19 protein-coding genes, 1 other RNA gene and 1 pseudogene are annotated in these 23,440 nt (G+C 66.0%); 5 read left to right on the forward strand and 16 right to left on the reverse strand.

All coding sequences use genetic code 11. The features are described from left to right. Positions 1-94: 94 nt before the first annotated feature. Positions 95-1,256, forward strand: a pseudogene (locus H7I57_RS03175) (sulfotransferase family protein). Positions 1,257-1,280: 24 nt separating this feature from the next. Here the strand turns inward: H7I57_RS03175 and treS are convergent. Continuing rightward, complete coding sequence (gene treS / locus H7I57_RS03180) at positions 1,281-3,527, reverse strand: maltose alpha-D-glucosyltransferase (protein ID WP_264021843.1); 2,247 nt, start codon at positions 3,525-3,527, stop codon at positions 1,281-1,283. 237 nt (positions 3,528-3,764) lie between these two features. Here treS and H7I57_RS03185 point away from each other — a divergent pair, with 237 nt between their 5' ends. Then, positions 3,765-4,925: an LLM class flavin-dependent oxidoreductase gene (locus tag H7I57_RS03185; protein ID WP_264021844.1), complete on the forward strand. Its 1,161-nt coding sequence runs from the start codon at positions 3,765-3,767 to the stop codon at positions 4,923-4,925. Between the two features lie 41 nt (positions 4,926-4,966). Here the strand turns inward: H7I57_RS03185 and H7I57_RS03190 are convergent, their stop codons facing one another. Continuing rightward, complete coding sequence (locus tag H7I57_RS03190) at positions 4,967-5,653, reverse strand: sensor domain-containing protein (RefSeq protein WP_264021845.1); 687 nt, start codon at positions 5,651-5,653, stop codon at positions 4,967-4,969. A 206-nt stretch (positions 5,654-5,859) separates the two neighbouring features. Between H7I57_RS03190 and H7I57_RS03195 the strand changes: the two genes are divergently transcribed. Then, positions 5,860-6,675 (forward strand): DUF1906 domain-containing protein, encoded by an 816-nt coding sequence (locus H7I57_RS03195; protein WP_372510113.1) that lies wholly within the window; start codon positions 5,860-5,862, stop codon positions 6,673-6,675. A 69-nt stretch (positions 6,676-6,744) separates the two neighbouring features. Here the strand turns inward: H7I57_RS03195 and H7I57_RS03200 are convergent, their stop codons facing one another. From H7I57_RS03200 to H7I57_RS03210, 3 genes are all read right to left on the reverse strand, one after another. Next, positions 6,745-7,458, reverse strand: coding sequence for a DUF4189 domain-containing protein (locus tag H7I57_RS03200; RefSeq protein ID WP_264021846.1), 714 nt, complete (start codon positions 7,456-7,458; stop codon positions 6,745-6,747). Between the two features lie 184 nt (positions 7,459-7,642). Next, the gene (locus H7I57_RS03205) at positions 7,643-8,503 is read right to left on the reverse strand and encodes a bestrophin-like domain (protein WP_264021847.1); all 861 of its coding nucleotides are present in this window, start codon (positions 8,501-8,503) and stop codon (positions 7,643-7,645) included. 225 nt (positions 8,504-8,728) lie between these two features. After that, positions 8,729-9,226: a nitroreductase/quinone reductase family protein gene (locus tag H7I57_RS03210; protein ID WP_264021848.1), complete on the reverse strand. Its 498-nt coding sequence runs from the start codon at positions 9,224-9,226 to the stop codon at positions 8,729-8,731. Positions 9,227-9,531: 305 nt separating this feature from the next. Here H7I57_RS03210 and H7I57_RS03215 point away from each other — a divergent pair, with 305 nt between their 5' ends. Next, the gene (locus H7I57_RS03215) at positions 9,532-11,325 is read left to right on the forward strand and encodes a serine/threonine-protein kinase (protein ID WP_264021849.1); all 1,794 of its coding nucleotides are present in this window, start codon (positions 9,532-9,534) and stop codon (positions 11,323-11,325) included. A 92-nt stretch (positions 11,326-11,417) separates the two neighbouring features. Here the strand turns inward: H7I57_RS03215 and H7I57_RS03220 are convergent, their stop codons facing one another. The 11 genes from H7I57_RS03220 to prfB all read right to left on the reverse strand — a co-directional run bounded on the left by H7I57_RS03220 (position 11,418) and on the right by prfB (position 21,755). Continuing rightward, entirely contained in the window at positions 11,418-12,203 is a 786-nt protein-coding gene (locus tag H7I57_RS03220; RefSeq protein WP_264021850.1) for an SDR family NAD(P)-dependent oxidoreductase, read from the reverse strand. A 258-nt stretch (positions 12,204-12,461) separates the two neighbouring features. Continuing rightward, positions 12,462-12,830, reverse strand: a transfer-messenger RNA (tmRNA) gene (ssrA, locus tag H7I57_RS03225). A 104-nt stretch (positions 12,831-12,934) separates the two neighbouring features. Further along, entirely contained in the window at positions 12,935-13,786 is an 852-nt protein-coding gene (locus H7I57_RS03230) for a maleylpyruvate isomerase family mycothiol-dependent enzyme (protein ID WP_264021851.1), read from the reverse strand. A gap of 48 nt (positions 13,787-13,834) precedes the next feature. After that, complete coding sequence (locus H7I57_RS03235; protein WP_264021852.1) at positions 13,835-16,120, reverse strand: putative bifunctional diguanylate cyclase/phosphodiesterase; 2,286 nt, start codon at positions 16,118-16,120, stop codon at positions 13,835-13,837. 58 nt (positions 16,121-16,178) lie between these two features. Then, on the reverse strand, positions 16,179-17,060 hold the full coding sequence (locus H7I57_RS03240; protein WP_264021920.1) for an EamA family transporter: 882 nt from the start codon (positions 17,058-17,060) through the stop codon (positions 16,179-16,181). Continuing rightward, entirely contained in the window at positions 17,057-17,554 is a 498-nt protein-coding gene (gene smpB, locus H7I57_RS03245) for an SsrA-binding protein SmpB (RefSeq protein ID WP_264021853.1), read from the reverse strand. The genes H7I57_RS03240 and smpB overlap by 4 nt, the downstream gene beginning before the upstream one ends. A gap of 2 nt (positions 17,555-17,556) precedes the next feature. Further along, the gene (ftsX, locus tag H7I57_RS03250; protein ID WP_264021854.1) at positions 17,557-18,450 is read right to left on the reverse strand and encodes a permease-like cell division protein FtsX; all 894 of its coding nucleotides are present in this window, start codon (positions 18,448-18,450) and stop codon (positions 17,557-17,559) included. Beyond that, complete coding sequence (gene ftsE, locus H7I57_RS03255) at positions 18,451-19,140, reverse strand: cell division ATP-binding protein FtsE (protein WP_264021922.1); 690 nt, start codon at positions 19,138-19,140, stop codon at positions 18,451-18,453. It lies immediately after the preceding gene. 44 nt (positions 19,141-19,184) lie between these two features. Next, positions 19,185-19,700, reverse strand: a complete 516-nt coding sequence (locus tag H7I57_RS03260; protein ID WP_264021855.1) for an Rv3103c family proline-rich protein — start codon at positions 19,698-19,700, stop codon at positions 19,185-19,187. After that, positions 19,697-20,659, reverse strand: a complete 963-nt coding sequence (locus H7I57_RS03265; RefSeq protein WP_264021856.1) for a mechanosensitive ion channel family protein — start codon at positions 20,657-20,659, stop codon at positions 19,697-19,699. The genes H7I57_RS03260 and H7I57_RS03265 overlap by 4 nt, the downstream gene beginning before the upstream one ends. Continuing rightward, positions 20,649-21,755: a peptide chain release factor 2 gene (gene prfB / locus H7I57_RS03270; RefSeq protein WP_264021857.1), complete on the reverse strand. Its 1,107-nt coding sequence runs from the start codon at positions 21,753-21,755 to the stop codon at positions 20,649-20,651. The genes H7I57_RS03265 and prfB overlap by 11 nt, the downstream gene beginning before the upstream one ends. Positions 21,756-21,967: 212 nt before the next feature. Here prfB and H7I57_RS03275 point away from each other — a divergent pair, with 212 nt between their 5' ends. Further along, entirely contained in the window at positions 21,968-23,353 is a 1,386-nt protein-coding gene (locus tag H7I57_RS03275) for an FAD-dependent oxidoreductase (RefSeq protein WP_275080836.1), read from the forward strand. Positions 23,354-23,440 lie beyond the last annotated feature (87 nt).

Raw genomic sequence — 23,440 nt, forward strand, 5'->3', positions numbered from 1 at the left:
ATAACTCGCCGTGACCGAATCCACGGGTGATCTCATCGTGCTCGACGACCTGGCTGCTCCGCGTTATAGCGCTGAGGCGCAACAGGTTCGAGACATGATGGCGCCGCTGGCCGCCGACTGCCCGCTCGACTCCGAGGTGCTGCACCGCGCGGCGCGGGAGGCGACGGGACTCGACGACTTCGGCCCGGACGACTACCGCGAGCGCCTCGACCGCTACCTCGCGGCGCTCAACGACATCGACGACATGCACGCACCCGGGGTGGTGAACTTCTTCAGCCAGATCTCCCAGTGGCTGAAGAACCGCCTGCTCCTCACCGACCTGCTCACCCGTCACCCCGAGATCCATGATGTCGAACTGGTCCCACCGGTGGTCATCGCCGGATTGCCCCGCACCGGAACCACCCATCTGCACAACCTGCTGGCGGCAGGCCCGACTTTCCGCACCATGCAGTACTGGGAGAGCGTCGAGCCGTTCCCGCTACCGTCCGAAGCCGGGATGGAACCGGATCCGAGGCGGGCGCGGATGGACCTGGCGGTCTCGATGATGGACCTGCTGATGCCGCACTTCCGCAGCATGCACGAGATGACGACCGATCATGTGCACGAAGAGATTCAGCTCCTCGCCAACGACTTCTCGACCATGCTGATGGAGACGCTGGCGCACGTCCCGAGTTGGCGCGACTACTACCTGGGGCACGACCAGACGCCCCACTACGAGTACCTGGCAACACAACTCAAGGCGATGCAGTTCCTCAGGGGCGGCAGGCGCTGGCTGCTGAAGTCCCCGCAGCACCTCGAACAACTGCCGGTGCTCGATCGCGTCTTTCCCGGGCTCGTCGTCGTCTGCACCCACCGCGACCCCGTCCCCGTGACCTTGTCGATGCTGGCCATGGTGGCGTATTCGTCGCGCATGTACAGCGCTTCTCCGCCGGTGCGCGAGATCGGCATCCTGGGTGAACCGGCTGGACCTGATGCTGTCGGAGTTGATCCGCGATCGTGACGTCATCGGCGCTGAGCGGTCGATGGACGTCCGGTTCGACGACTACATGGCCGACCAGGTCGGCGTCGCCGAACAGGTTTACGAGTTGGCCGGCGAGACGATGACCGATGACGATCGCACCGCGATCGACCGCTACATCGCCGAGCACAAACGCAACCGGTTCGGCAGGGTCCAGACGTCCGGCGAGATGTTCGGTGTCGACGAACAGGACCTCCGGGAGCGGTTCTCCCCCTATGTCCACAGGTTCCTGAACTAGGACAACGGGAACGGTGTTCGCCCCTCAGGACGAAACGCCGGGAGTGTCCAGATCCTCGACGTGGCTCTCCACCAACAGGGACATGCCGTGCAGCGGCGCCAACTCGACCCCGAAGCTGTGCAGGTCGTCCACGGTTGCCAGTTCGGTACCGGTGAACATGTCCGAGACCCGCGCACCCGGCGGGAGGTGTTCGGAACGCACGGTTCCCGCGCTCGGCTCGTTGGCGAAGTTCAGGACCGTCAGCTGAAGGCGGCCCTCCCCCTCCAGCTCGTGAACGAGGACCAGCATGCCGCGGTGGGACACTTCCGGGATGTCCAGCTGCCGGCTGGTGGCGATGCCGTAGTGCGATCTCACCTTGAGGATCGCCTGTAGTTGCCGCACGAAACTCGTCTCGTCGGCGAGCTGCTCCGGAATAGAACCGTAAAGGCTTCGGCCACGCGGCATTCCGGCCGCCGACTGCTTGGCCTGGGGGTTGATGCCCATCAGGTCGTGTGCGGCCCGATTGATCCACCGGGTGTCCCCGCCTGCGACGAGTTCGGACACCGCACTGATCGGCAGGGTCAGCATTCCGCACAGATCCCAGCCGGACAGCGCGAACACCCCCGGCTGCAGGGCGTTGAACATCGCCAGCAGCAGGTGCGCGCGGCGGATGAGGTCGATGTCCTCGATCTCGTCGAGGTCGCCGATACCCAGTGCCGCGGCGACGACCGATGCCGTCGTGCAGGCGATGCCGTTGGTGGTGAAGACCTGGTTGTAGGGCGCCGCCACGCCGGTCAACTGCTGGATCAGGTCGCTGCGTACCGATGCGGCGATCTGTTCGCCCGTGAGGTCGGCCGCTTTGTAGGTGTAGATGTCGTCGCGGTGGCCGTTCTCCCAGTGGAGCAGCTCGTAGGTCAGTTCGTCGTGGTTCTGCAGGGCGTGCACCAGCGACGCAGGATCGACCCCCAGTTCCAGCGTGGTGCGCAGCGTCAGCCGGAGAAACTCGGTGTCGGCGGTGGCGAGCGCATGTTGGTAGGCCGGTCGGTTGACGAAGTCATAGGACAGATCCGCTCCCGCCTCACCGATCTGGCGGATGTCGTCGATCGTCAGGTTCAGTTCCTGGAACGTGAATCCGCCGACCTTGCGCACCATGCTCGCGATGAGGTGGTTGGCCGCCTCGGACAGCGGATGGCCCTCCGACCACGCGGTGCTCCCCTCGGAGGCGGCCTTCTCGACGCCGAGGAACCCGTTGGCATCCAGACGTAGCGCCCCGGTGCCCAGGTCGGCCAACGAGTGCAGAGCATCCCCGATGACCATCCGCATCCCGGCGAACGAGGGATCCAGCCAGTTGATCGACGGCTGACCATCTTTGAAGTAATGCAGGTAGACCCACCGTCGCGCGACACCGTCGACGCCGGTGACCGGCCGCGTGACGCTCCAGTTCGTCACCTTGACGCCCTCGGCGTAGAAGATGACCCGCTGCAGGCGGCCGATGATGTAACCCGCCTTGTCCAGCCATTCCTCGGTGACGGCGTCGATGTTCACCGAGTCCGCACCGGCAGGGACCTCGGGCAGCTCGTGCCAGTCGCGCGGGTCGATCTCGACCATGTGGTAAATGCCTGGGTAGTCAGCGTATTTCATCTCGGCAAGGCGGAAATCAGACCCTTTGCCGGTGTGGCCGGGCACGATGTCGTCGATGATGGTCCCGCCGTACCACGTTGCGGTGGCGCACATTTGACGGAACTCGTCTTCGGTTCCGAACGCCGGATCGATCTGTGTGCTGATCCGATCGAAGTGGCCGTCGACGCTCGGCGTGTACTGCCAGCCCGAGATGCCGCCGGCCCGCTTCACCGGACCGGTGTGGATCGCTTCGATGCCGATCTCGGCGAAGGCCTGCCACATCAACTCGTTGGCCATGGCCTTGAGGAACGATTCGTCCGGCCGGGTGATCAACGACAGCGGATAGGCCGTGAACCAGACCGACGCGGTATCGACGGCGCCGCGCGGATTGGGCGTGGCAAACGGGTTCTGCCACATCGAACCCTGACCGGAGAACTGCTGGCTGATCTCGTTGGCGTCGGCCAGCATCGACTGGGCCCGCAGCCACTCCACGTAGGCGGGGTTGGTTCCGTTGGCAGGCCCGTCCTGGGTGATGGAACGTCGGGTGAACGGCGCCTTGACGCGTGGCCGGAACCGCAAGGTGCGAGGGCGGGCGGGGTGGAGGTGCTCGGCGTAGGTCGGCTCGACCGGCTCCGGAGCCTGTTCGTCCCCGAAGTCCTCCAGCTCCGACATGACCCTCCTTCTCATATCCAGCACCGCACGCGCAGCGCCCGCAACGCGATCCTGGCGGTATTGCCAACTCGTCGCATCCGGAAACCGGCGGACTCGGCAAGCGAACCCTAGATCACCGACTCCCGGCACAGGCACGGCCGGCGCCCTCCAAGGTAGAGGAACCCGGAGGAAAGGCCGTCGACGTGCACAACAGACGAAACGGCGCCCACGGCAGAGACGCAAGGACACAATGGGCGGATGCGCTTCGGAAACTTCATGGCTCCCTTCCACCCGGTCGGGCAGAACCCGACACTCGCCATCGAGCGGGACCTCGAGTTGATCGTGGCGATGGACCGCCTCGGCTTCGCCGAGGCGTGGATCGGCGAGCACCACTCCGCGGGGTTCGAGATCATCGCGTCGCCCGAGGTCGTCATCGCCGTCGCCGCGGAGCGCACCAAGCACATCAAGCTCGGGACCGGTGTCAGCTCCCTGCCGTACCACCACCCGTTGATGCTCGCCGACCGCATGGTTCTGCTCGACCACCTCACCCGCGGCCGTGCCATGCTCGGCTGCGGGCCCGGTCAGCTCACGTCGGACGCGCACATGCTGGGAATCCCTGCCGACGAGCAACGGCCACGCATGGAGCAGAGCCTCGACGCGATCATGCGGCTTCTCCGCGGTGAGACCGTCACGATGCACACCGACGGGTTCACCCTCCAGGACGCGCGCCTACAGCTGAAGCCGTACAGCGACCCCTGCTTCGACGTCGCGGTCGCGGCGTCCTTCTCCCCCACCGGGCCGCGCGGCGCGGGCAGGCACGGCATCGGCATGCTGTCGATCGCAGCGACCGCGAAACAGGGTATGGACCTGCTGGCCCAGCACTGGACGACGTGGGAGGAGGTCGCCCTCGAGCACGGTCATGTCGCCGACCGCTCGAAGTGGCGGCTGGTCGGCCCGATGCACCTCGCCGACACCCGCGAGCAGGCCGAGCGCGAGGTCGAGTACGGAATCGCAGAGTTCTCAAGGTATTTCAGCCACATCCTGCCCGCGGGTCCGGTGCAGGGCGAGACGGCCGCGGAGATCATCGCCAACAACCGGGAATCCGGCTTCGCCGTCATCGGCACACCCGAGGACGCGGTCGCCAAGATCTCCGAGCTCGTCGAGGCAAGCAACGGCGGGTTCGGCGCATTCCTGCTCTTCGACCACGACTGGGCCCCGCCCGTCGCGAAACTGCACAGCTATGAGCTCTTCGCGCAGTATGTGATGCCGCACTTCACCGGTCAACTGGCGCCACCGACCGCCTCGTGCGACTGGGTGACCGCAAGCGGGACCGAGTTCGTGGACCGCGCCGCGCATGCGATCGGCAAGGCGATCGAGGATCACGCCGCCGAGCAGGAGGCCAAGAAAGCCCCGCGCTGACCGCCCGGTTCCTCAGCCGGACGTCGCGCGCCGCACAGTGCCTACCACCGCGACCCGATGTCGTCGGCGATCAGCCCGGCGACCTTCGACGCTGAATCGGCGGGATTGGCACTGCACGTGTTGATGTCGACGATGATGTTGTTCTTCAGCTGAAGCGCGCGTCCACACGCCCAGCCGGGGGCCGCGGCGTCCTTCTGGGTCGCGATGGTGCTCAGTGTGCCGTCGCCGTTCGAGATCTGTCCTGGGAACCACTGCGTTCCGCTCTGCGTGTGGGTGTACTCGCGGCAGGCCGGCCACTGCTGAGCCGAGGCGTCGAAGAACGCGGCCGCCATCTCCACGGTGGGGAACAACACGACGGCCTGCTTGAGGTAATGCGTGAAGTCATCGCCGTTGTTGAGGCTCTCATCGCGCTCGGCCCGGAAGCCGCTGTCGGCGTAGACGAGAGCCTCGGCCGCGCCGTCGACGGCAAGGCACTCCGGCGGCGACATGGTGGCGTTGTTGTCGCTCATCACGGACTGGCTGCCGGTGACCGCCATTCCGGTCGTGCCCATCGCGGCGTTGATCTCCTCGGGGGTCAGCAACAAGCTCGCCAGCTCTCGCTCGACAAGGGGACGCGGGATCAGTGTCCGGGTGGGTGTCATCGACTCGGCGTTGCCTGTACTGGCACACCCGGCGGTGAGGACGCAGATGGCTGCTGCAGCTGCGAGCGTGGCCGTCGATCGGCGCATGGACAGCTCCCCCTTCGAGCAGAGAACAACATGTGTACGTGGCGCGATATCCCCGGTAGCGCGACACTGCGAAAATGGTGCAACACCGCCGCCGAGGCCGTCGGTACTTCGGGCGGTGTTTCCTGATAACGATGAACTGCGCTTCTTGGTAACGAATCGTGAGCGAGCACGGCCGGACCCGGCCCGGGCGTTGCTACCATCGCGGCGTGCAGCATTCGCCTGCGCCGTCTGGTCATGGCGGACATCGGTACCTCTCCCGTCGCAAAGCTCTCACCTATGGCCTGTCCGCGCCGGCTGTGCTGGCGCTCGGATCGGTGCTTGCGGCACTCGCCACCCAGGAGGCAACAGCGGCGAACATCAGGTTGATCGATTTCACCCATCGGCAGGTCCCTCCGGACCAGATCAGATCTGCGGGCTTCGACGGGGCGCTCGTCTATGTGTCCGAGTTACGGCCGGGCGCAGACTTCGATTTCAAGCCCGTCACCCGCGGCTACGCTGATGCGCTGCGCGCGGCCGGCCTCCACGTCGTCAGCTGTTACCAGTACGGCAAACCGGGGTGGCCCACGCCGTCGGACTACACCCGCGGGTACGACGGCGGCGCGGCGGACGCCCAAACAGCACTGCGACTGCACGCTGCGGCGGGGGGCCCGGCTTCGGCGCCGATCTTCTTCAGCATCGACGAGGACATCGACTTCGACACCTGGAAAAGCGTTGCGGTCCAGTGGCTTCGAGGAGTCAACTCGGTCTTGGGCGTGCATCGCACGGGTGTCTATGGTCATGCCCGAGCGTGTGCGTGGGCCATCGCGGACGGCGTGATCGGGCGTTCCACCACGCCGGGGCATTGGTGGGCATGGCAGACGAAGGCGTGGTCCGGCGGTCAGCGCGACCCCAGGGCGGTGCTCTATCAGTCAGTGGTCGTGACCGCGTCCGAGCCGGGCGTCGCGATGGGTGGCACGCACGTAGACGTCGACGAGGTCCTTGCCGCCGATTTCGGGCAGTGGGCGCTCGACAGATCCCGATGACGTGACCACCCCTAGCCGCCCGCACCGTCGCGTGGCGGTACGGGCGGTTCGGGTGACAGCACCGCGGGATCAGAAGTACGTGGTCGCCGTCGTGCTCGTTCCGTTGTCGCACGTGATGGTGACGGTCCAGTTCCGGAACTGCGGAATGGCCGGCACGATCTTCAGGTCGTACGTGGAGTTGGCCGGCAGCCCGAAGCCGCGGCTGAAGTTGTCCGTCGCGTAGGTGCACTGCGACGTCACGCCGCTGCGGTCGGTGATGCGCGCCAACAATCCACCCACGATCGTCTGGAACGACACCGTCGGCCCCTGCTTCGGCGCCGGCGGCTGGGTCGGCGGTGGCGGCGGGGTGGACCCACTCGCGCAACCCGACACGATGACCTTTGCGCCCTGCTGGTTCTGCAGCATGCTCCTGGCCTTGGATTCGGCGACGGACAGCGACGGGTCCGATGCGCCCTTCATTTCGCCGTAGTCGTTCGAGGCGGCGGCTGCGCACTCGTTCTTGGCGATGACCTGGGTGACGCAGTGGCTGCCGCCGTTGTTCTGGCAGTTCGTCAGCGCCCCGATGCCGGCCTGGTCTTGGGTCGCGCTGATCGCCGAGCCTCCGGCCATCGTGACCGGCGGATTCTCGTTGATGAATCCGATGGCCAGCGCGATGTAGGCGTCGGCGGCGTGCGCCGGTGCGGGTGCGCTGACCATGCCGATGACGCCGGCAAACGCAGCCAGCAGAACGGCGGCGATGGTCCGGCCTTGGAAGCCGTTCCGGCGCTGAGAGGTGCTCAACATGATTTCTCCTGTGGTTTGATCGCTGCCCCGAGGGGCTGCGCTCAGGAGTTTGCGCTGTGCACAGCCCGGACGAGGCACGTTGTTGATGGATTGACTGTTCGGCCTTTCACGCGGATGTCGTGCATGTGCCTGCTGAGTATTCGCTCATTGGCCAGCTTGTTCACCCGTTCTGCAATAGTGCGGCTCAGCAAACGGCGGGGTAATCGCCGGAAAGCCAGGATCTACTGACTGAAGGGAAGGATTTCCTGTCCGCCAGGCAAGCAACGGCATGCTCGGGTGGGCGGTCACGCCCGACCCAGTTGATCAAGGGCGACGCGCAGCGAAGTGCTGGGGATCTTGACCAGCCCGCCATAAGGCTGATCTGTTCGAGCATCATGAAGATCGGGCCGGCGAGAGCAAGCGCGGCGACGAGCAAGGCCGCGATCACGCTGGCATTGCGAGGTGCGAAGAGCCCGAAACTGGCGAAGATGACCGCCAGCCAAGACACGACGACAACGAAGAACGCCCAGGGGAATCGGCTGCCGACCTGTTCGATCGTCGTCCACCTCGACTCCGCAATCGTGTTGGTGTTCTCCAGCGCTTTGGACCGGAGCCACCGCTGTTGCTCTGTCTGCGGCGACAGGGCAAAGAGATCCCGCTGAACCAGATTGATGCCGGCCCCGCTACTGAGCGCCGTGAGCGAAACCGCACCGCCTTCCTCCGGCCAGATCTGGTTTATTCTCCCTGCAAGCAGATCCTTGAGCAGTGCTCGGGTTTTCGCGGTCTCCGGCCCGTATTCGGCCAAGGTCCGATCGAGCATGATGAATTGCACTCCCGCACCACGCAATTCACTCTCCTTCTCGGCGAGCGAGCTGATGGAGGACCCGGTGAGCAGACCGAGCACAACTGCCGACAGCGTCCCGAGCATGGCCATGATGGTCCTGATGGCGTCGCGCGATTCGGTGCTCATATGCGGATCGGGAAGGACCTTCCCGAGAAACATCCCCAGCACTGCGCCGCCGAATATGACCGCGAAGACAACGACGCCGATCAGAACATCCTTCATCTGCTTCTCCGACCGGCTGACCCCTGGTTCAGTCCGGTCAAATGATACGCGGCAGCAGCGGAATAGAAGCTTGGTTCACCGACGTGGACCCGCGTGACGCGACCGCCGCGAGAGCGCGCGGCGATATGACTCGATGTTGTTGCTCTACAACCACTTCGGATCGCACCCGCACTCGGGGCAGCGGAGTGGGCGCATCGACATCCCCGAGGAGGGCTGGGTATGGGCTCAGTCAGCTGCGGAGGTGAACACGTCGATGGGCCGTGCGATCTTCAGCACCACGAGCGGGATGTGCCGGCTCGTCGACCGTTGATAGGCGATGTAGGGCGGATACAGGTGGCACATGTACTCCCAAATATCGTGCCGTTCAGTGCCTTCCGGTTCGCGCCAGGTGGCCTCGAAGGCCTGGGTGGCGATCTGCACACCAACGGTCTTGCTGGCCGAGATGTTCAGATACCACTCCGGGTGCGTGTCGGCACCACCCTTCGAAGCGACGACGACGATCTCACCGCCGACGTTGCCGTAGATGAGCGGCTTGACATAGGTCTTCTCCGACTTACGGCCCTGGTACCTGATCAGGCAGTGGGTGGTCATTTCGCGACCACCGACAGAACTCAGGTCGAGGATGTGACCCCGTGTTCCACCCGACTCGAGGTACATCGCGAGATGCTCGCTCATCCAGTCGCCGCGCTCGGCACGAATTGCAGCGGCGTCGGCGTCGCCCATCAACATTCCCTTCGACGGTAGGTCGCCTGAGCCGACCACACGGCGGCCGGTGAGTCAATTCGCCCGTGGCCGTCGACGGAACCTCTCGGAGAGGCCGTCCCGACGGGCACGAGAACGCCGGAGCTACCGTGAATCGAATCCCGCAACAAGATCATGCGGACCAGCGGCAATACCGGGCCTGAGGACGCGAAGACGCGAAGGCGCACGAAACGACCTGGGCATACACGAGAGATGTCGACGACGGCTACACGGCTATCGGCCTACTGAACTGCGGCGTACGCATGCCGGTTTGTAGGCTTCCGAGCATGCCGCTGAACAACGGCGAGGAATTCGCCGGATACCTGATCCAGCGGTTACTCGGCACCGGAGGGATGGGTGAGGTCTACCTCGCCCAGCATCCTCGGTTGCCTCGTCAAGACGCGCTCAAGATCTTGTCCCCCACCTCGACGGCGGACACGGAGTTTCGCGCTAGGTTCATTCGAGAAGCCGAATCGGCCGCGACGCTCAGACACCCCCATATCGTCGGTGTTCTGGACCGAGGCGAGTACGACGGCCGGCTGTGGATCTCGATGGACTACGTGGACGGCATTGACGCCGGTCGATTGGTCAAGGAGTCGTATCCCAGCGGAATGCCGGAACAAGATGTCTCGGAAATCGTCACCGCGGTGGCTGACGCGCTCGACTTCGCCCACGAACACCGTCTGCTCCATCGTGACGTCAAGCCCGAGAACATCCTCGTCGCCGCATCGGATGGGCGCCGCCGGAGGATCCTGTTGACCGACTTCGGTATCGCTCGTCGGATCGACGACGTCAGCAACCTCACCGACGACAACGTCGCGGTGGGAACTGTGAGCTACATGGCCCCCGAGCAACTCCGCGGCCAGTCGCTCGACGGCCGAGCGGATCAATATGCGTTGGCTGCCACGGCTTTTCACTTGCTGACCGGGGCACCACCCTTTGAGGACGCCAATCGCGCTGTGGTCATCAGTCACCATCTGGGTACCCCGCCCCCGCGGATATCGAATCGGCGACCCGATCTCGCGCACCTCGACGACGTCCTTGCGAGGGCACTGGCCAAAGATCCCAACGAGCGGTACCCCAGTTGCCTCGACTTTGCCCATGCCCTCACGCAGCGCGGTCCGCGCCGCGATGCCGCGCAACCGCATCCGCAGTTCGGTTCACAGACGCGGGGTTCGGATGGCCGTCCGGCCACGCAGCGCCTCGAGCGTTTGGTCCTTCAGGGGACAGCACACGGCGTCAGGCAAAGCGCGGTCGGTGCCCGGGACCAGCTAGGAACCGTGTCGTTCCATTTGATGCCGAATGACCGGACCGACAACCTGCGTGTTCCTGTTCTGGTCGAGATACAAACTCAGCTCGTAGCAGGTCAACTTTCCGACGGTGACGAGGTCGAGGTCAGCGGTGTCTGGGACGGCCACACCCTCGACGCCGACGAGATCGGCATCTTCCCAGGCGATGCGCCCAGGACGCGACAGTCGTCACCGTCCCGCGCGAAGGCGTCGCGGGAATCGTCGACGAGCCGCGGAAGCGGCCGGGCGGCGGCACTGGCCGCGCTGGTCGGCGTGATCGTGTTGGCGGCGGCTGTGGTTGTGTGGTTCACCGACGGATTCGGGCTGTGGACCGGCCCGGGGACAATCGTCAAGCCAGTGAGCGCAACTGTGTTTTCACCCAGCGGCGTCCCGGACAATCCGCAGAAAGCCGACTTGGCAATCGACGGCAACCCCGAGACGTCGTGGCCCACCGTCACTTACAAGGACCCCGTCCCGTTCCCGAATTTCATCGAGGGAGAGGGACTGATGTTGCATCTGTCCGAACCGACAGCGCTGAGCGCGGTCATCATCGACTTGTCCAGCACGGGAACCGAGGTGCAGATCCGCTCGTCGCCCACCGAAAACCCGGCCGAGTTGGCCAACACCACGGAGCTGACCCCGACGACGCCACTACAGCCGGGACGCAACCGCATCGAAGTCCGTGACCGGACCAAGACATCGAATGTGCTGGTGTGGATCAGCACGTTGGGCACCACCGATGGCCAGAGCCGAACAGCAATCTCCGAAGTGACGCTGCAGGCGGTTGCGTAGGGCCGTACTGATGATCGCTTCGCTGAGCAGCGCCGCCTCACAGACCGAGCAGTGGTTCTTCGCGAACCCCCGCTCGATCTCATGGGCCGTCGCTATTGCGCGAGGTATCCCCCGTCGACCGGCAGCACGGCGCCGGTGATGAAGGAGGCGTCGTCGGACGCGAGGAAGACGATGGCGCTGGCGACTTCGGCCGGTTCGCCGATACGGCCCATCGGGTGCATGCTTTCGATCGCCGCCAGATACTCCGAGCCGCCCGGCTCCTCCGGGAGCCGCATGACCCGCTCGGTTCGAATCGTTCCCGGCGCAACGGCGTTGACTCTGATCCCCCGGTCTGCCCACTCGACCGCCAGGTGCTTGGTCAGACCGGTAGCGATGAACTTGGCGGGTCCGTAGGCCGCCTGCCGCTTCTGCCCGGCCAGTCCGGAGATCGAGGAGAGGCAGACGATGGCGCCACCACCGGTCGGCAGCATCGCCTCGATCGCGAACTTGCACGTGAGGAACATGCCACGTCCATCGATAGCCATGACCTCGTCCCACTCGCCGGCGGTCATCTCCAGCACGTCGCCGAGGGGGATGGTGCCGGCGTTGGCGACGAGCACGTCGAGCCGACCGAAGCCCTCGGTCGCCGCCGCGATCATCTGCCGCGCGTCAGACTCGATCGAGACGTCGCCGACAACGGCCTCGACGTCCGCCCCGGCCTGCCGCAGTTCGTCGGCCAGCGCCAGCAGCGGCTCGCGCTGAATGTCGGTCACGACCAGCCTCGCGCCCTCGCGTGCGAAGACCAGGGCGGTCGCCCGACCGATGCCAAACGCCGCCCCGGTGATGACAGCGGACTTCCCGAGGAGGCGCCCTCGTCCCTGGGTCACGCTATCCGTCACGTGCTCATCATCTTGGTCAGCAACGCCCCTACTCCCCTTTGTGCGCCGAGCTTCCAACGCGATAGATGGCCACTCGACCTCGCGGTTGATCGCTCTGGAATGTGGATTCCTCGAAAGACGTCGCGGTCGAGCCCTCGCCTCGGGGCGGGACCCGAACAGCATAAGTCCAGGCAGGTGAGTTTCCCGGTGAAACGGCCACCGTGATGGATCAGTAGACAGCGAAATGGGCCAGGACTTTCGTCCTGGCCCATTCCCTATCGGTGGAGCTGCCGGGAATCGAACCCGGGTCCTACGGCATTCCCTCGAGGCTTCTCCGTGCGCAGTTCGCTATGTCTCTACTCGGATCTCCTGATCACGCGAACAAGTCAGGATGACGATCCCAGTCGCTGTTTGATGTCCCGATACTTCCCGCGACCGGATGTATCGGTTTGTCCCTCTAGCTGATGCCAGGGTCCGGGCCGAGGGCGCTCCCGGTCTGACAGACTCACCGTCGCTTAAGCAGCGAGGGCGAAGTCGCGCTGATTGGAATCGGCGCTTAATTGGTTGCAACGACGCTTACGGTGGTCAATTGCCTGCACCGGCACGCTTCCCTTGATTCGATGCGCGAAGTCGAAACCGTTCAGCCCCTCGCACCCCTGCCGACCTCCGGCAGGAATATTCATTCTACAGCCATGTTCAACACCGGCCGGCGAATAAATAGTCCGTCCCGCCACCAAGGCGTGCGTAGGCGCTCAGATCACGTAGTTGAGGTGCTCGGCGATCCGGCGCCCGACGGCCTCGTCCCCGCCGTAGCTGATCGCGTCCTCGTGGGCGGCCGGCGTCGTGCGACCGCCGGCGATCCGGGTGAACAGCACGCCGTCCAGCGTGATCGTCGACGTCGGCTGCTGCGAGCCGAAATCCTGCACGACGCGGCCCCGGCCCTCCACCGACACGTTGATGATCCGGTGCAGCGGTCCGGTCAACTCGATGCTGACCCGGGAGCCGTCGGGCGCGCCGCCCCGCTTGCCGACGACGAAGCCCATGCTCGCAGCCATCTCGTCGAACGCCTGTGCCGAGGCCGGGCAGACGAGTTCCTCGTTGCCTGCGGGCCGCGCGACAGCGTCACGGATGTCGAGTTCGTGCATCCAGCAGTCGAAGACCCGCACCCTCATGAACCGCCCGTACGTGTCCGGCCCCGCGGGCGTCGCGGTCACGGAGTTCCACTGCTCGTCGGGCATGCCGGACAACGCCTTGCGGCGCTCGGCGGTCACGCTGCGGAACTTCTGGTGCAGTTCGGCGGGGTCGACCTCGCGCAGCTTTCGAACCCAGTGCTCGTTCATCACGCCGATGTCGTTGCGCACATGCTCGAGTGTCGAGACGTCGATGTCGGCCTCAGGCGTGGCGACGCCCTGCAGCATCGACTCGGTGCCGGTCACGTGCGCGACGACGTCGTGCACGGTCCATCCGGGCAGCGAGGTCGGTGTCGTCCATTCCTCGGCGGAGAGGGTCTGCAAGAGGTCGTCGATGTTCTGCCAGGATGCGAAGAGGCCGTCGAGCACGTCGGACTTGGCGAGGGTGGTGACTGGGCGAGAGGGGCTGTTCACCCGGCCGAACCTAGTTCCTTTCCGGGGGACGCGTGCGTGGAATTCGTGCTAACCGCCGCGCGCCACGACACCCGCGCCGAGTTGCGAGATCGGCACCGGACATCCGAAGAGATGCCCCTGTGCCAGCCGGCAGCCGGCGTTGTACACCGTCTCCGCCTGCGCGGCGGACTCGACGCCCTCGGCGATCACCTGGAGGCCCAATGCGTCGCACAGTCCGACCACCGAGCGGTACAGCGCCAGATCGCGATCAGAGTCCGCGCCCACCACCAGGCTGCGATCCACCTTGACGATCTGGACGGGCAGTCCGTGCAGATACGTCAGCGAGTTGTACCCGGCCCCGAAATCGTCCAGCGCGACCTTGACCCCGAGCGCGTTGAGCCGTTTGATCTGGGCCGCGGGGTCGGCGAGGTCCACGATGGGCACCGTCTCGGTGATCTCCATGACGAGTCTGCCCGTGGGGATTCGATGACGCGCCAGCGCGTCGCGGACGTCGCGCTCGAAACCGGGGTTTCCCAGCCGCGCCGCGCCGACGTTGACGTGGATGTCGACGTCCAGACCCGCCTCCCGCACCTCGCGACATGCAAGCTCTAGCACCAGCGCATCGAGGTCGGCACCCAGGCCGGCGGCTTCTGCCACTGCGACGAACGTCTCCGGGGCGATCTCGATGCCGTTCGGCGCGGTCCATCGGGCCAGGGCCTCGACCGCTACCGGTGTCCCCTCCGGAAGCCGCACCACGACCTGGTAGACGAGCCGGAAGCCGGCCGGTGCGCGGCCATCGGCCAGGCGCAGCGCAGTCGGGAAGTCGATCTGCACCCCGGAAGCCGGTTGATAGACCACCGCGGTGTCCTTGCCGAGCCGTTTTCCGGCATACATCGAGATGTCCGCCTGCCTGAGCAGGTCGTCCGACGTCTGCAGGGTGCCGTCGGACTCTGGCGTGACCAGACCTATGCTGGCCCGCACCCGCACCGAGGAGCCATGAACCGCGAACGGGTCGCGCAGGGCCACCCGAAGACGGTCCGCCACGACGTCCAACTGGTCAACGTCACCGTTGATCAAGATCGCGAACTCGTCTCCGCCGATGCGGGCCAGGGTGTCGGTGTCGGCCACACACCCCTTGAGTCGTTCCCCCACTGCGCAGAGCAATTCGTCGCCCGCCGCGTGGCCGAAGCGGTCATTCACCTCCTTGAAGTCGTCGAGATCGACGAAGATCAACACGAAGTGGCCACGACGTACCGCCTGGTCCAGGCGCTGGGCGAACAGCAGCCGGTTGGGCAACCCGGTCAGCGCGTCATGGTGCACCTGGTATCCGAGTCGCCGCTGCGCCCGGTACAGCCGCTCGGTCAACAGGTGCTGAGCCCGCATCGCCACGACCTGGCGGACGGTCATCAGCAGCACCATGAGCACGGTGGCGGCGACGACGAACGCGTTCAACGGCTGCCCGATCAACACGTGGAACGCGAACATGACGGCGATCCCGAGAAACCCGACATACGGCAGAACCAGCTGCGCCCAGTCGATGCCGGCTCTGTGGCCGTCGTCCGCGTCCTCCTGCGGCGGCGGAGGTTCGAGCATCGCATAGGCGATCAGCAACGGACCGACGACGAATCCGATGCCGCCCCACAATTCACCGCCATCCACTCCCACGGAAATGAAGTAGGCGATGATGCGGTCGGACGCGGCCATGATCACAAGACCGCCGGCCAGGAAGAAATAGTTCGCCCGTGACGGGCTGCGCGGGTCGTAGATCATCGCGATCACCACGGCCGCGGCCACGAGCAGCAGTTCTGCGAGGGCGAACGCCATCTCGACATCGGGGTTGCCCGACCGGGGTAACGACGCGGTCGACCGGGTGCCGAATCCACCCATGGCCGCCAGGATCAGGAACGATATGCCCGCGACCACCCCGTCGAGCACATTGGTGACCAGCGAATGCCGCAGCGTGCCGGCCCGGCGTCCGGTGACACCACCGCCGGCATGCACCAGCAGGATCACCGCGGGCAGCGCGAACACGGGCAACAGGAGGTAGAGAACCACCCCGGCAGCCGATGCGACCCCACCGTCCGCCCGACCGCTGCCCGCCCACCACAGCATCTGCCCGATCAGCCAGCACACCATCGCCGACACGTAAAGCAGCCGCCACCAACGCGACGCGCCGCGCACCCGCCGGGCGACGACGAGGCCGCAGATCACGGCTCCCATCCCGGTGCTCAGCTGGAGTATCGCTTCTCCGCGCACGGCCGCCTGGTGACCCCAGAGAGCCAGCGCGTTGATCACCGCGAGCACGGTGACGAGCACGAACAGCGTCAGGCGCGGTCGGTTGCCGATGGCTGCCACCAGCCTCCTTCCCCCCGCGACCGGCCGCTGCCCGGCCGTAACGTTAGGGAGACGGTAACTAACCGCCGGCGATCATTCCGACAGATGCCAGTGCCAGCACGATGCCGGCCGCCTGCCACCGCGTCACCCGCTCGCGAAGCACCACGATCGCCAGCAGCACCGTGGCCGCTGGATAAAGCGCGATCAGAACACCGGCCAGCGACAACATCGACGATTGCAGCGCCAGCAAGGTTGCGACGTTGGCGACGGTGTCGAGCACCCCGGCCAGCACCGCCAGCCTCAGGGGCACACCCCGCTCGAGAACGAGGTTGGCGGTGACCGCCGCGGCCAACAGCACAATCGACACGGCCGCCAACCGTCCGAACACCAGGGGCCACAACTCGGCCTCGTGCGGCACCTGGTCGAGGAGCACGAAGTTCATCCCGAACGCGACGCCGGACCCGACCGTCAGCCAGGCCACCCTCGCCGTGAACTTGTGGGGTCGGGCGTCATCCTCGTCGGTGCTGGATTCTCTTCGCGCAAGCGGCTCATCGGTCGCTTCCCGGCTCACGAGCACCACCGCCGCGAGCGCGAGCACCACGCCGACGAGCGCGACCGGCCCGGGCCGCTCCCCCAGCGCCAATCCGGCCGCGACCGGGATCCCGGCGACCAGGATCGCCGTCAGCGGCGACACGACCGAGATCGGTCCCGACCCCAGCGCGGCGTAGAACCACCACACACCGAATGCCTGGGCGATGCCCGACAGCAGTCCCCACACGACCGCAGCGGTGCTGAGCTCGCCGCCGAACGGCATCGCAACGACGATCAGAAGGAGCAGCGCCACCGGGTAGGAGACGAGCACCACCCGCAGCGCAGCGATCCGGCGCGACGCGATGCCACCGACGAAGTCGCTGATGCCGTAACCCAAAGCCGCCATCAGCGCAGTGAGAATGCCGGTCAGGAGGTCATGCCCTTGACGCGGCGACCCATCTCGCGGGTGACCTCACGCTCGGCGTCGCGACGCGCCAGGTCCTGCCGCTTGTCGTGGGCCTGCTTGCCGCGGGCCAGCGCCAACTCCACCTTGACCCGGCCCCCGGTGAAGTACAGCGACAACGGGACCAGGGTCAGGTTGCCGTCGCGGACCTTGCCCACCAGGTTGTCGATCTCGCGCCGGTGCAGCAGCAGCTTGCGGTTTCGTCGCGGGGCGTGGTTGGTCCAGCTGCCGTGGTGATACTCGGGGATGTGCAGGTTGCGCAGCCAGATCTCGCCGTCGTCGATGGTGGCGAACGCATCGGCCAACGATGCCTGTCCGTCCCGCAGGCTCTTGACCTCGGTGCCCATCAGCGCGACGCCGGCCTCGAAGGTCTCAAGAATCGAATAGTTGTGCCGCGCTCTGCGGTTGGTCGCCACAACCTGGTTGTTGCGGTCCTTGGTGGCCTTGGCCTTCTTCGCCACAGCTACCTGCGCACGTACAGGCGCAACGTGACATACGACGTGACACCGGCCATCACCACACCCACGAAGAGCAGGATGGGAGCGATGTAGAGGATGTCGGCGTAGTCGATGCGTGCGATCAGGTTGGCTTGATAGAACTGGTCGAGGGCGTTCTCCAGGAACAGCGCCCGCACCGCTATCAGACCCGCGATGGAGATCAGGACGCCGATCAGCGACGCGAGCATCGCCTCGACCAGGAACGGCAACTGGGTGTACCAGCGGCTCGCGCCCACCAGCCGCATGATCCCTATCTCGGTCCGTCGGGTGTACGCGGCGACTTGAACCATGTTGGCGATCAACAACACCGCGCCGATCGCCTGTACCAGCGCCACCGCGAACGCGGCATTGGACAACCCGTCGAGCACCGCGAACAGCCGGTCGATCAGGTCCTTCTGGTTCAGCACGTTGAGCACCCCGGGCTGGCCGACCATGGCCTCGTCGAAGTCCGTGTGTTGTTCGGGGTCGTTGAGCTTGACGACGAACGACGCCGGGAACGCGTCCTTGCCCGCGACGTCCTTGTATTGCGGGAACTTGCGGATCGCGTCGTCGTAGGCCTCGGTCTGGTTCAGGAACCGCACGGATCGCACGTCGTCGCGCGCCTCGATCTGCGACCGCAGCGCCTTGCACGGGTCGGCGTCGCAGTTCGGGTCGTTGGCCGAGACGTCGTTGGTGAGGAAGACCTGGCTCTCCACCCGGTCGAGGTAGATGTCGCGCGACTGGTCGGCCAGGCGCACCACCAGCAGGCCGCCGCCGAACAGACCGATGGAGATCGCGGTGGTGAGGATCATCGCGACCGTCATGGTCACGTTGCGGCGAAGCCCCGTCAGGACTTCGTTGATGAGAAATCCGAAGCGCACTTAGCGATCCATTCCGTAGACGCCGCGCTGTTCGTCGCGAATCAGCCGGCCGAGTTCGAGTTCGACGACACGCTGGCGCATCGAGTCGACGATGTGGTGATCGTGGGTGGCCATCAGCACCGTCGTGCCCGTGCGGTTGATCCGCTCGAGCAGGTCCATGATGTCCTTGCTGGTCTCGGGGTCGAGGTTGCCCGTCGGCTCGTCGGCCAACAGGACCAGCGGACGGTTGACGAAGGCGCGGGCGATCGCGACGCGCTGCTGCTCACCTCCCGACAGTTCGGCGGGCAGGCGGTTGGCCTTGCCCGACAACCCCACCATCTCCAGCACATCGGGAACCACCCGGTTGATCACGTCACCGCGCTTGCCGATCACCTCGAGCGCGAAGGCCACGTTCTCGAACACCGTCTTCTGCTGCAACAGCCGGAAGTCCTGGAAGACGCAGCCCATGACCTGTCGCAGAGCGGGGATGTGGCGGCCGGACAGCTTGTTGACATGGAACTTCGACACCCGGATGTCGCCTGACGTGGGCTGCTCCTCGGCGAGTAGCAGCCGCATGAACGTGGACTTACCCGACCCGGACGGACCGATGAGGAAGACGAACTCACCCTTGTCGATCTTGACCGAGACGTTGTCGAGCGCTGGACGTGCCGACGACTTGTACTGCTTTGACACATGGTCCAGGGTGATCATCACGGCACGCCAGTGTAGCGGGACGACATCGGGCTACCCCCGCGCTACTGCGGCGGCAGCGTGGTCGGCGGCACCGGCACCGTCGGTGTGGGGTTTTCACCGATGACCGGCGGCGCCTGGGTGAACGTCTGCGGACTCAGCGGACCAGGCCCGTCCGGGTCGATCACCGTCGTGGTGGGACCGGGCGGACCGGTAGGGCTCGTCGTGTCGCCCGGCGACGTCGGTGTCGTCGGACTGGTGGTCGTCGGCTCGGTGGTGGTGGTCGTCGGCTCGGTGGTGGTGGGCGTTGTTGTGGTGGTGGGCGTGCTCCTCGGCTCCTGCACCTGTGTCCGGGGTACCCAGGTGTAGTCCGGATCCGGCACGAAGCCGGGCGGCACCACCGCGGATGCCGGCGCCTCCGGCGCACGCACCGGCGGCTCATAGACCTGATACAGCCAGAACAGGGCGATGAAGGCGACGAGGAGGCCCGCCGTCGACGTGCGGATCCGCCCGCCCGGCAGGTAGCGGGGCCACCCCCGGTCTTCTCGCCGCCAACCGCGCAGCCGCTCACGGATGTTCACTGCTTCTGCTCCGCCCGGCTCTGAGACGGCTCGGCCTGGCCGGCGATGGTGTCCACCGTCGGGGTGTGGTCCTTGGTGGCGATGCCCGCGCGGTTGAGCGCCGCGATGATGCGGATACGGAGCCGGCGACCGACTTCGAACTGCTTGCCCGGCAGTGTCCGGGCCACCATCCGCAGGTTGACGATGTCGAGTTCGATGCTCTCCACGCCCATCAGCTGTGGGGTGTCGAGCAGCAACGCACGCAGCCCGTCATCCTCCATCGCGTTCTCGCCGACCGCGTGCAGCAGGTCGTTGACGCGGTTGAGGTCGGCGGTGGTGGGCACCGGGATGTCGACGACGGCGCGCGCCCAGTCCTTGGACATGTTCAGCGAGCGGACGATGTTGCCGTTCGGGACGGTCCACACCTCGCCCTCGCTGGTACGCAGTTTGGTCACCCGCAGCGTGACCTCCTCGACGGTGCCCTCGGCCTCGTTGGGCGCGCCGAGCATGTTCACCTGCACCAGGTCGCCGAAACCGTACTGGCGTTCGGTGATGATGAAGAACCCGGCCAGCAGATCCTGGACGAGCTTCTGGGCGCCGAAACCGAGCGCCGCACCGAGCACCGCCGCGGGTGCCACCAGAGAGCCCACCGGAACGTTGATCACGTCGGTGATCTCGACCGCGACGACGACGAACAGAATCGCGATCGAAACCCACGAGATCACCGACGCCACCGCCTGGCGGTGCTTGGCGCTCTCGGAGCGCACCAGCTGGTCGCTCTCCTGGTACTCGGCATCGATCCGGCGTGTCACCCGCCGCGCGATCCAGCTGATGAACCTGGCGGCCAGCAGCGCGCCGATGACCAGCAGGGCGATCCGCAATCCCTGCGTCAACAGCCACGCGCCTATGTCGCCGTGCCAGAAACTGTTCCAGCCCTCGGCGAAATCGATCGCTTGATACGTACTGGTACTAGTCGTCATCTTTTCTGTTGCGCCACCGGATACCGGCTTCCAGGAAGCCGTCGATGTCGCCGTCCAGCACGGCGGCTGGATTGCCGACCTCGTATTCGGTGCGCAGATCCTTCACCATCTGGTAGGGATGCAACACGTAGGACCGCATCTGGTTTCCCCAGGAGCTACCGCCGTCACCCTTGAGGGCGTCCATCTCGGCTCGCTCTTCTAAGCGCTTGCGTTCCAATAACTTTGCCTGAAGCACGCGCATCGCCGAAACTTTGTTCTGCAACTGCGACTTCTCGTTCTGGCAAGTGACGACGATACCGGTCGGGATGTGGGTGAGTCGAACCGCCGAGTCGGTCGTGTTGACCGACTGACCGCCGGGCCCGCTGGACCGGTAGACGTCCACACGGACGTCGCCCTCGGGAATGTCGATGTGGTCGGTGGTTTCGGTGACGGGCAGCACCTCGACTTCGGCGAACGATGTCTGACGGCGACCCTGGTTGTCGAACGGGCTGATCCGCACCAGCCGGTGGGTGCCCTGCTCAACCGACAGCGTGCCGTACGCGAACGGTGCGTGCACCGCGAAGGTGGCGCTCTTGATGCCCGCCTCTTCGGCGTAGGAGGTGTCGAACACCTCGACCGGATACTTGTGTTGCTCGGCCCAGCGGATGTACATCCGCATCAACATCTCGGCCCAGTCGGCGGCGTCCACTCCCCCCGCTCCGGACCGGATGTTGACCAGCGCTTCCCGCTCGTCGTACTCGCCGGAGAGCAGGGTGCGGACCTCCATGGCCGCGATGTCCTCGCGCAGCTGTTTGAGTTCGGCGTCGGCCTCGGCGAGTTCGTCCGGGCCGCCCTCCTCCGCGGCGAGCTCGTAGAGGACGGGCAGATCGTCGAGGCGCCCGCGCAGCTCCTCGACGCGGCGCAACTCACCCTGGGCGTGCGACAGCTCGCTGGTGACTTTCTGGGCGCGCGACTGGTCGTCCCAGAGGTTCGGGTCGGAGGCGTCCTGCTCGAGCTTCTCGATCCGACCGCGAAGCGCCTCGACGTCGAGAACACGCTCCACGGTGGTGAGCGTGGCGTCGAGGGTGGCGATATCGGATTGACGGTCAGGATCCACGGGACTTCAGGGTACTCACCTTGCCGACCATCGCTCCCTTCGCCGCCGTCTGCTCTTCCCGTCCTCCTGCGAATTCGCAATTGTTTCCCCGCGACCCCCGCAGAATGCCGTGCCAGGCGTTCGACGCGATCTAGCATCGGGTTGCAACCTCGTCCGGCCGCCTCGCGACAGCCCCTTGCGCGCGACCGGGCAGCGACAGAAGGCAGCCCTACATGCCCGCAATGCGGCCGTATCACGTGGCCATCGTCGGCTCAGGACCCTCGGGGTACTTTGCCGCCGCTTCCTTGCTGAAGTTCGCCGACTCCGGTGATCGCGACGTCCGCGTCGACATGCTGGAGATGCTTCCGACCCCGTTCGGGTTGGTGCGCTCGGGCGTGGCGCCCGACCATCCGAAGATCAAGTCGATCAGCGCCCAGTTCGAGAAGACGGCGCTGGATCCGCGGTTCCGCTTCTTCGGCAACATCGTGGTCGGCGATGACGTACACCCGGCGGAGCTTGCCGAGCGCTACGACGCCGTCGTCTATGCGATCGGCGCGCAATCGGACCGGTCGCTGGGAATCCCCGGCGAGGACCTCCCGGGCAGCGTGGCCGCGGTGGACTTCGTCGGCTGGTACAACGCGCACCCCCACTTCGGGGAGATGGCACCCGACCTGACGGCCGGACGCGCAATCGTGATCGGCAACGGCAACGTCGCGCTCGACGTCGCACGCATCCTCGTCAGCGACCCCGATGTGCTGGCAGCCACCGACATCGCCGACCACGCGCTCGAGTCGCTGCACACCCGCGGCGTGGAGGAGGTCGTGATCGTCGGCAGGCGGGGGCCGCTGCAGGCGCCGTTCACCACGCTGGAACTGCGTGAGCTCGGCGAGCTCGAAGCGCTCGGCGATGTTGACATCGTCGTGGACCCCGCCGACTTCGCCGACATCACTGACGAGGACCTCGAGGCGGCGGGCAAGACCGTGCGCAACAACATCAAGGTGTTGCGCAAGTACGCCGAACGCACGCCCACCGACGCGAAACGGCGCATCGTGTTCCGCTTCCGCACATCACCGATCGAGATCAAAGCCGGCGAGGGCACGCCGAAGAGGGTGGCGTCGATCGTGCTCGGCCGCAACGAACTGGTCAGCGACGCCGCTGGCAGGGTCTCGGCCAAGGACACCGGCGAGCGGGAGGAAGTCCCGGCGCAACTCGTGGTCCGAGCAGTCGGCTACCGCGGTCTGCCGACCCCGGGTCTGCCGTTCGACGAGCGCGCCGGCACCATCCCGCACGTCGACGGCCGGGTGGCAGATAGCCGCAACGAGTACGTGGCGGGCTGGATCAAGCGTGGCCCCAGCGGGGTGATCGGCACGAACAAGAAGGACTCCCAGGAGACGGTCGACACGCTGCTCGCGGACCTGAGCGGCGCCGAACTCGCCGATTTCGGCGCCGACCATGCGGACCGGCTGGCGGAATGGCTGGTGGAGCGGCAGCCCAAGGTGGTCACCGACGACCACTGGAAGCTGATCGACGAACACGAACGCTCGGCGGGTGAAGGAGCGGGCCGACCGCGGGTGAAGCTGACGAGCGTCGCGGAACTGCTCCGGGTGGGGCACGGCTGACGACGATCGGGCGAGGGACGAGCCCGTGAGGAGTCAGCCCATCAGACACGGCTGACGACGATCGGGCGAGGGACGAGCCCGTGAGGA

Source organism: Mycolicibacterium pyrenivorans, assembly GCF_025821625.1.
Lineage (GTDB): Bacteria > Actinomycetota > Actinomycetes > Mycobacteriales > Mycobacteriaceae > Mycobacterium > Mycobacterium pyrenivorans.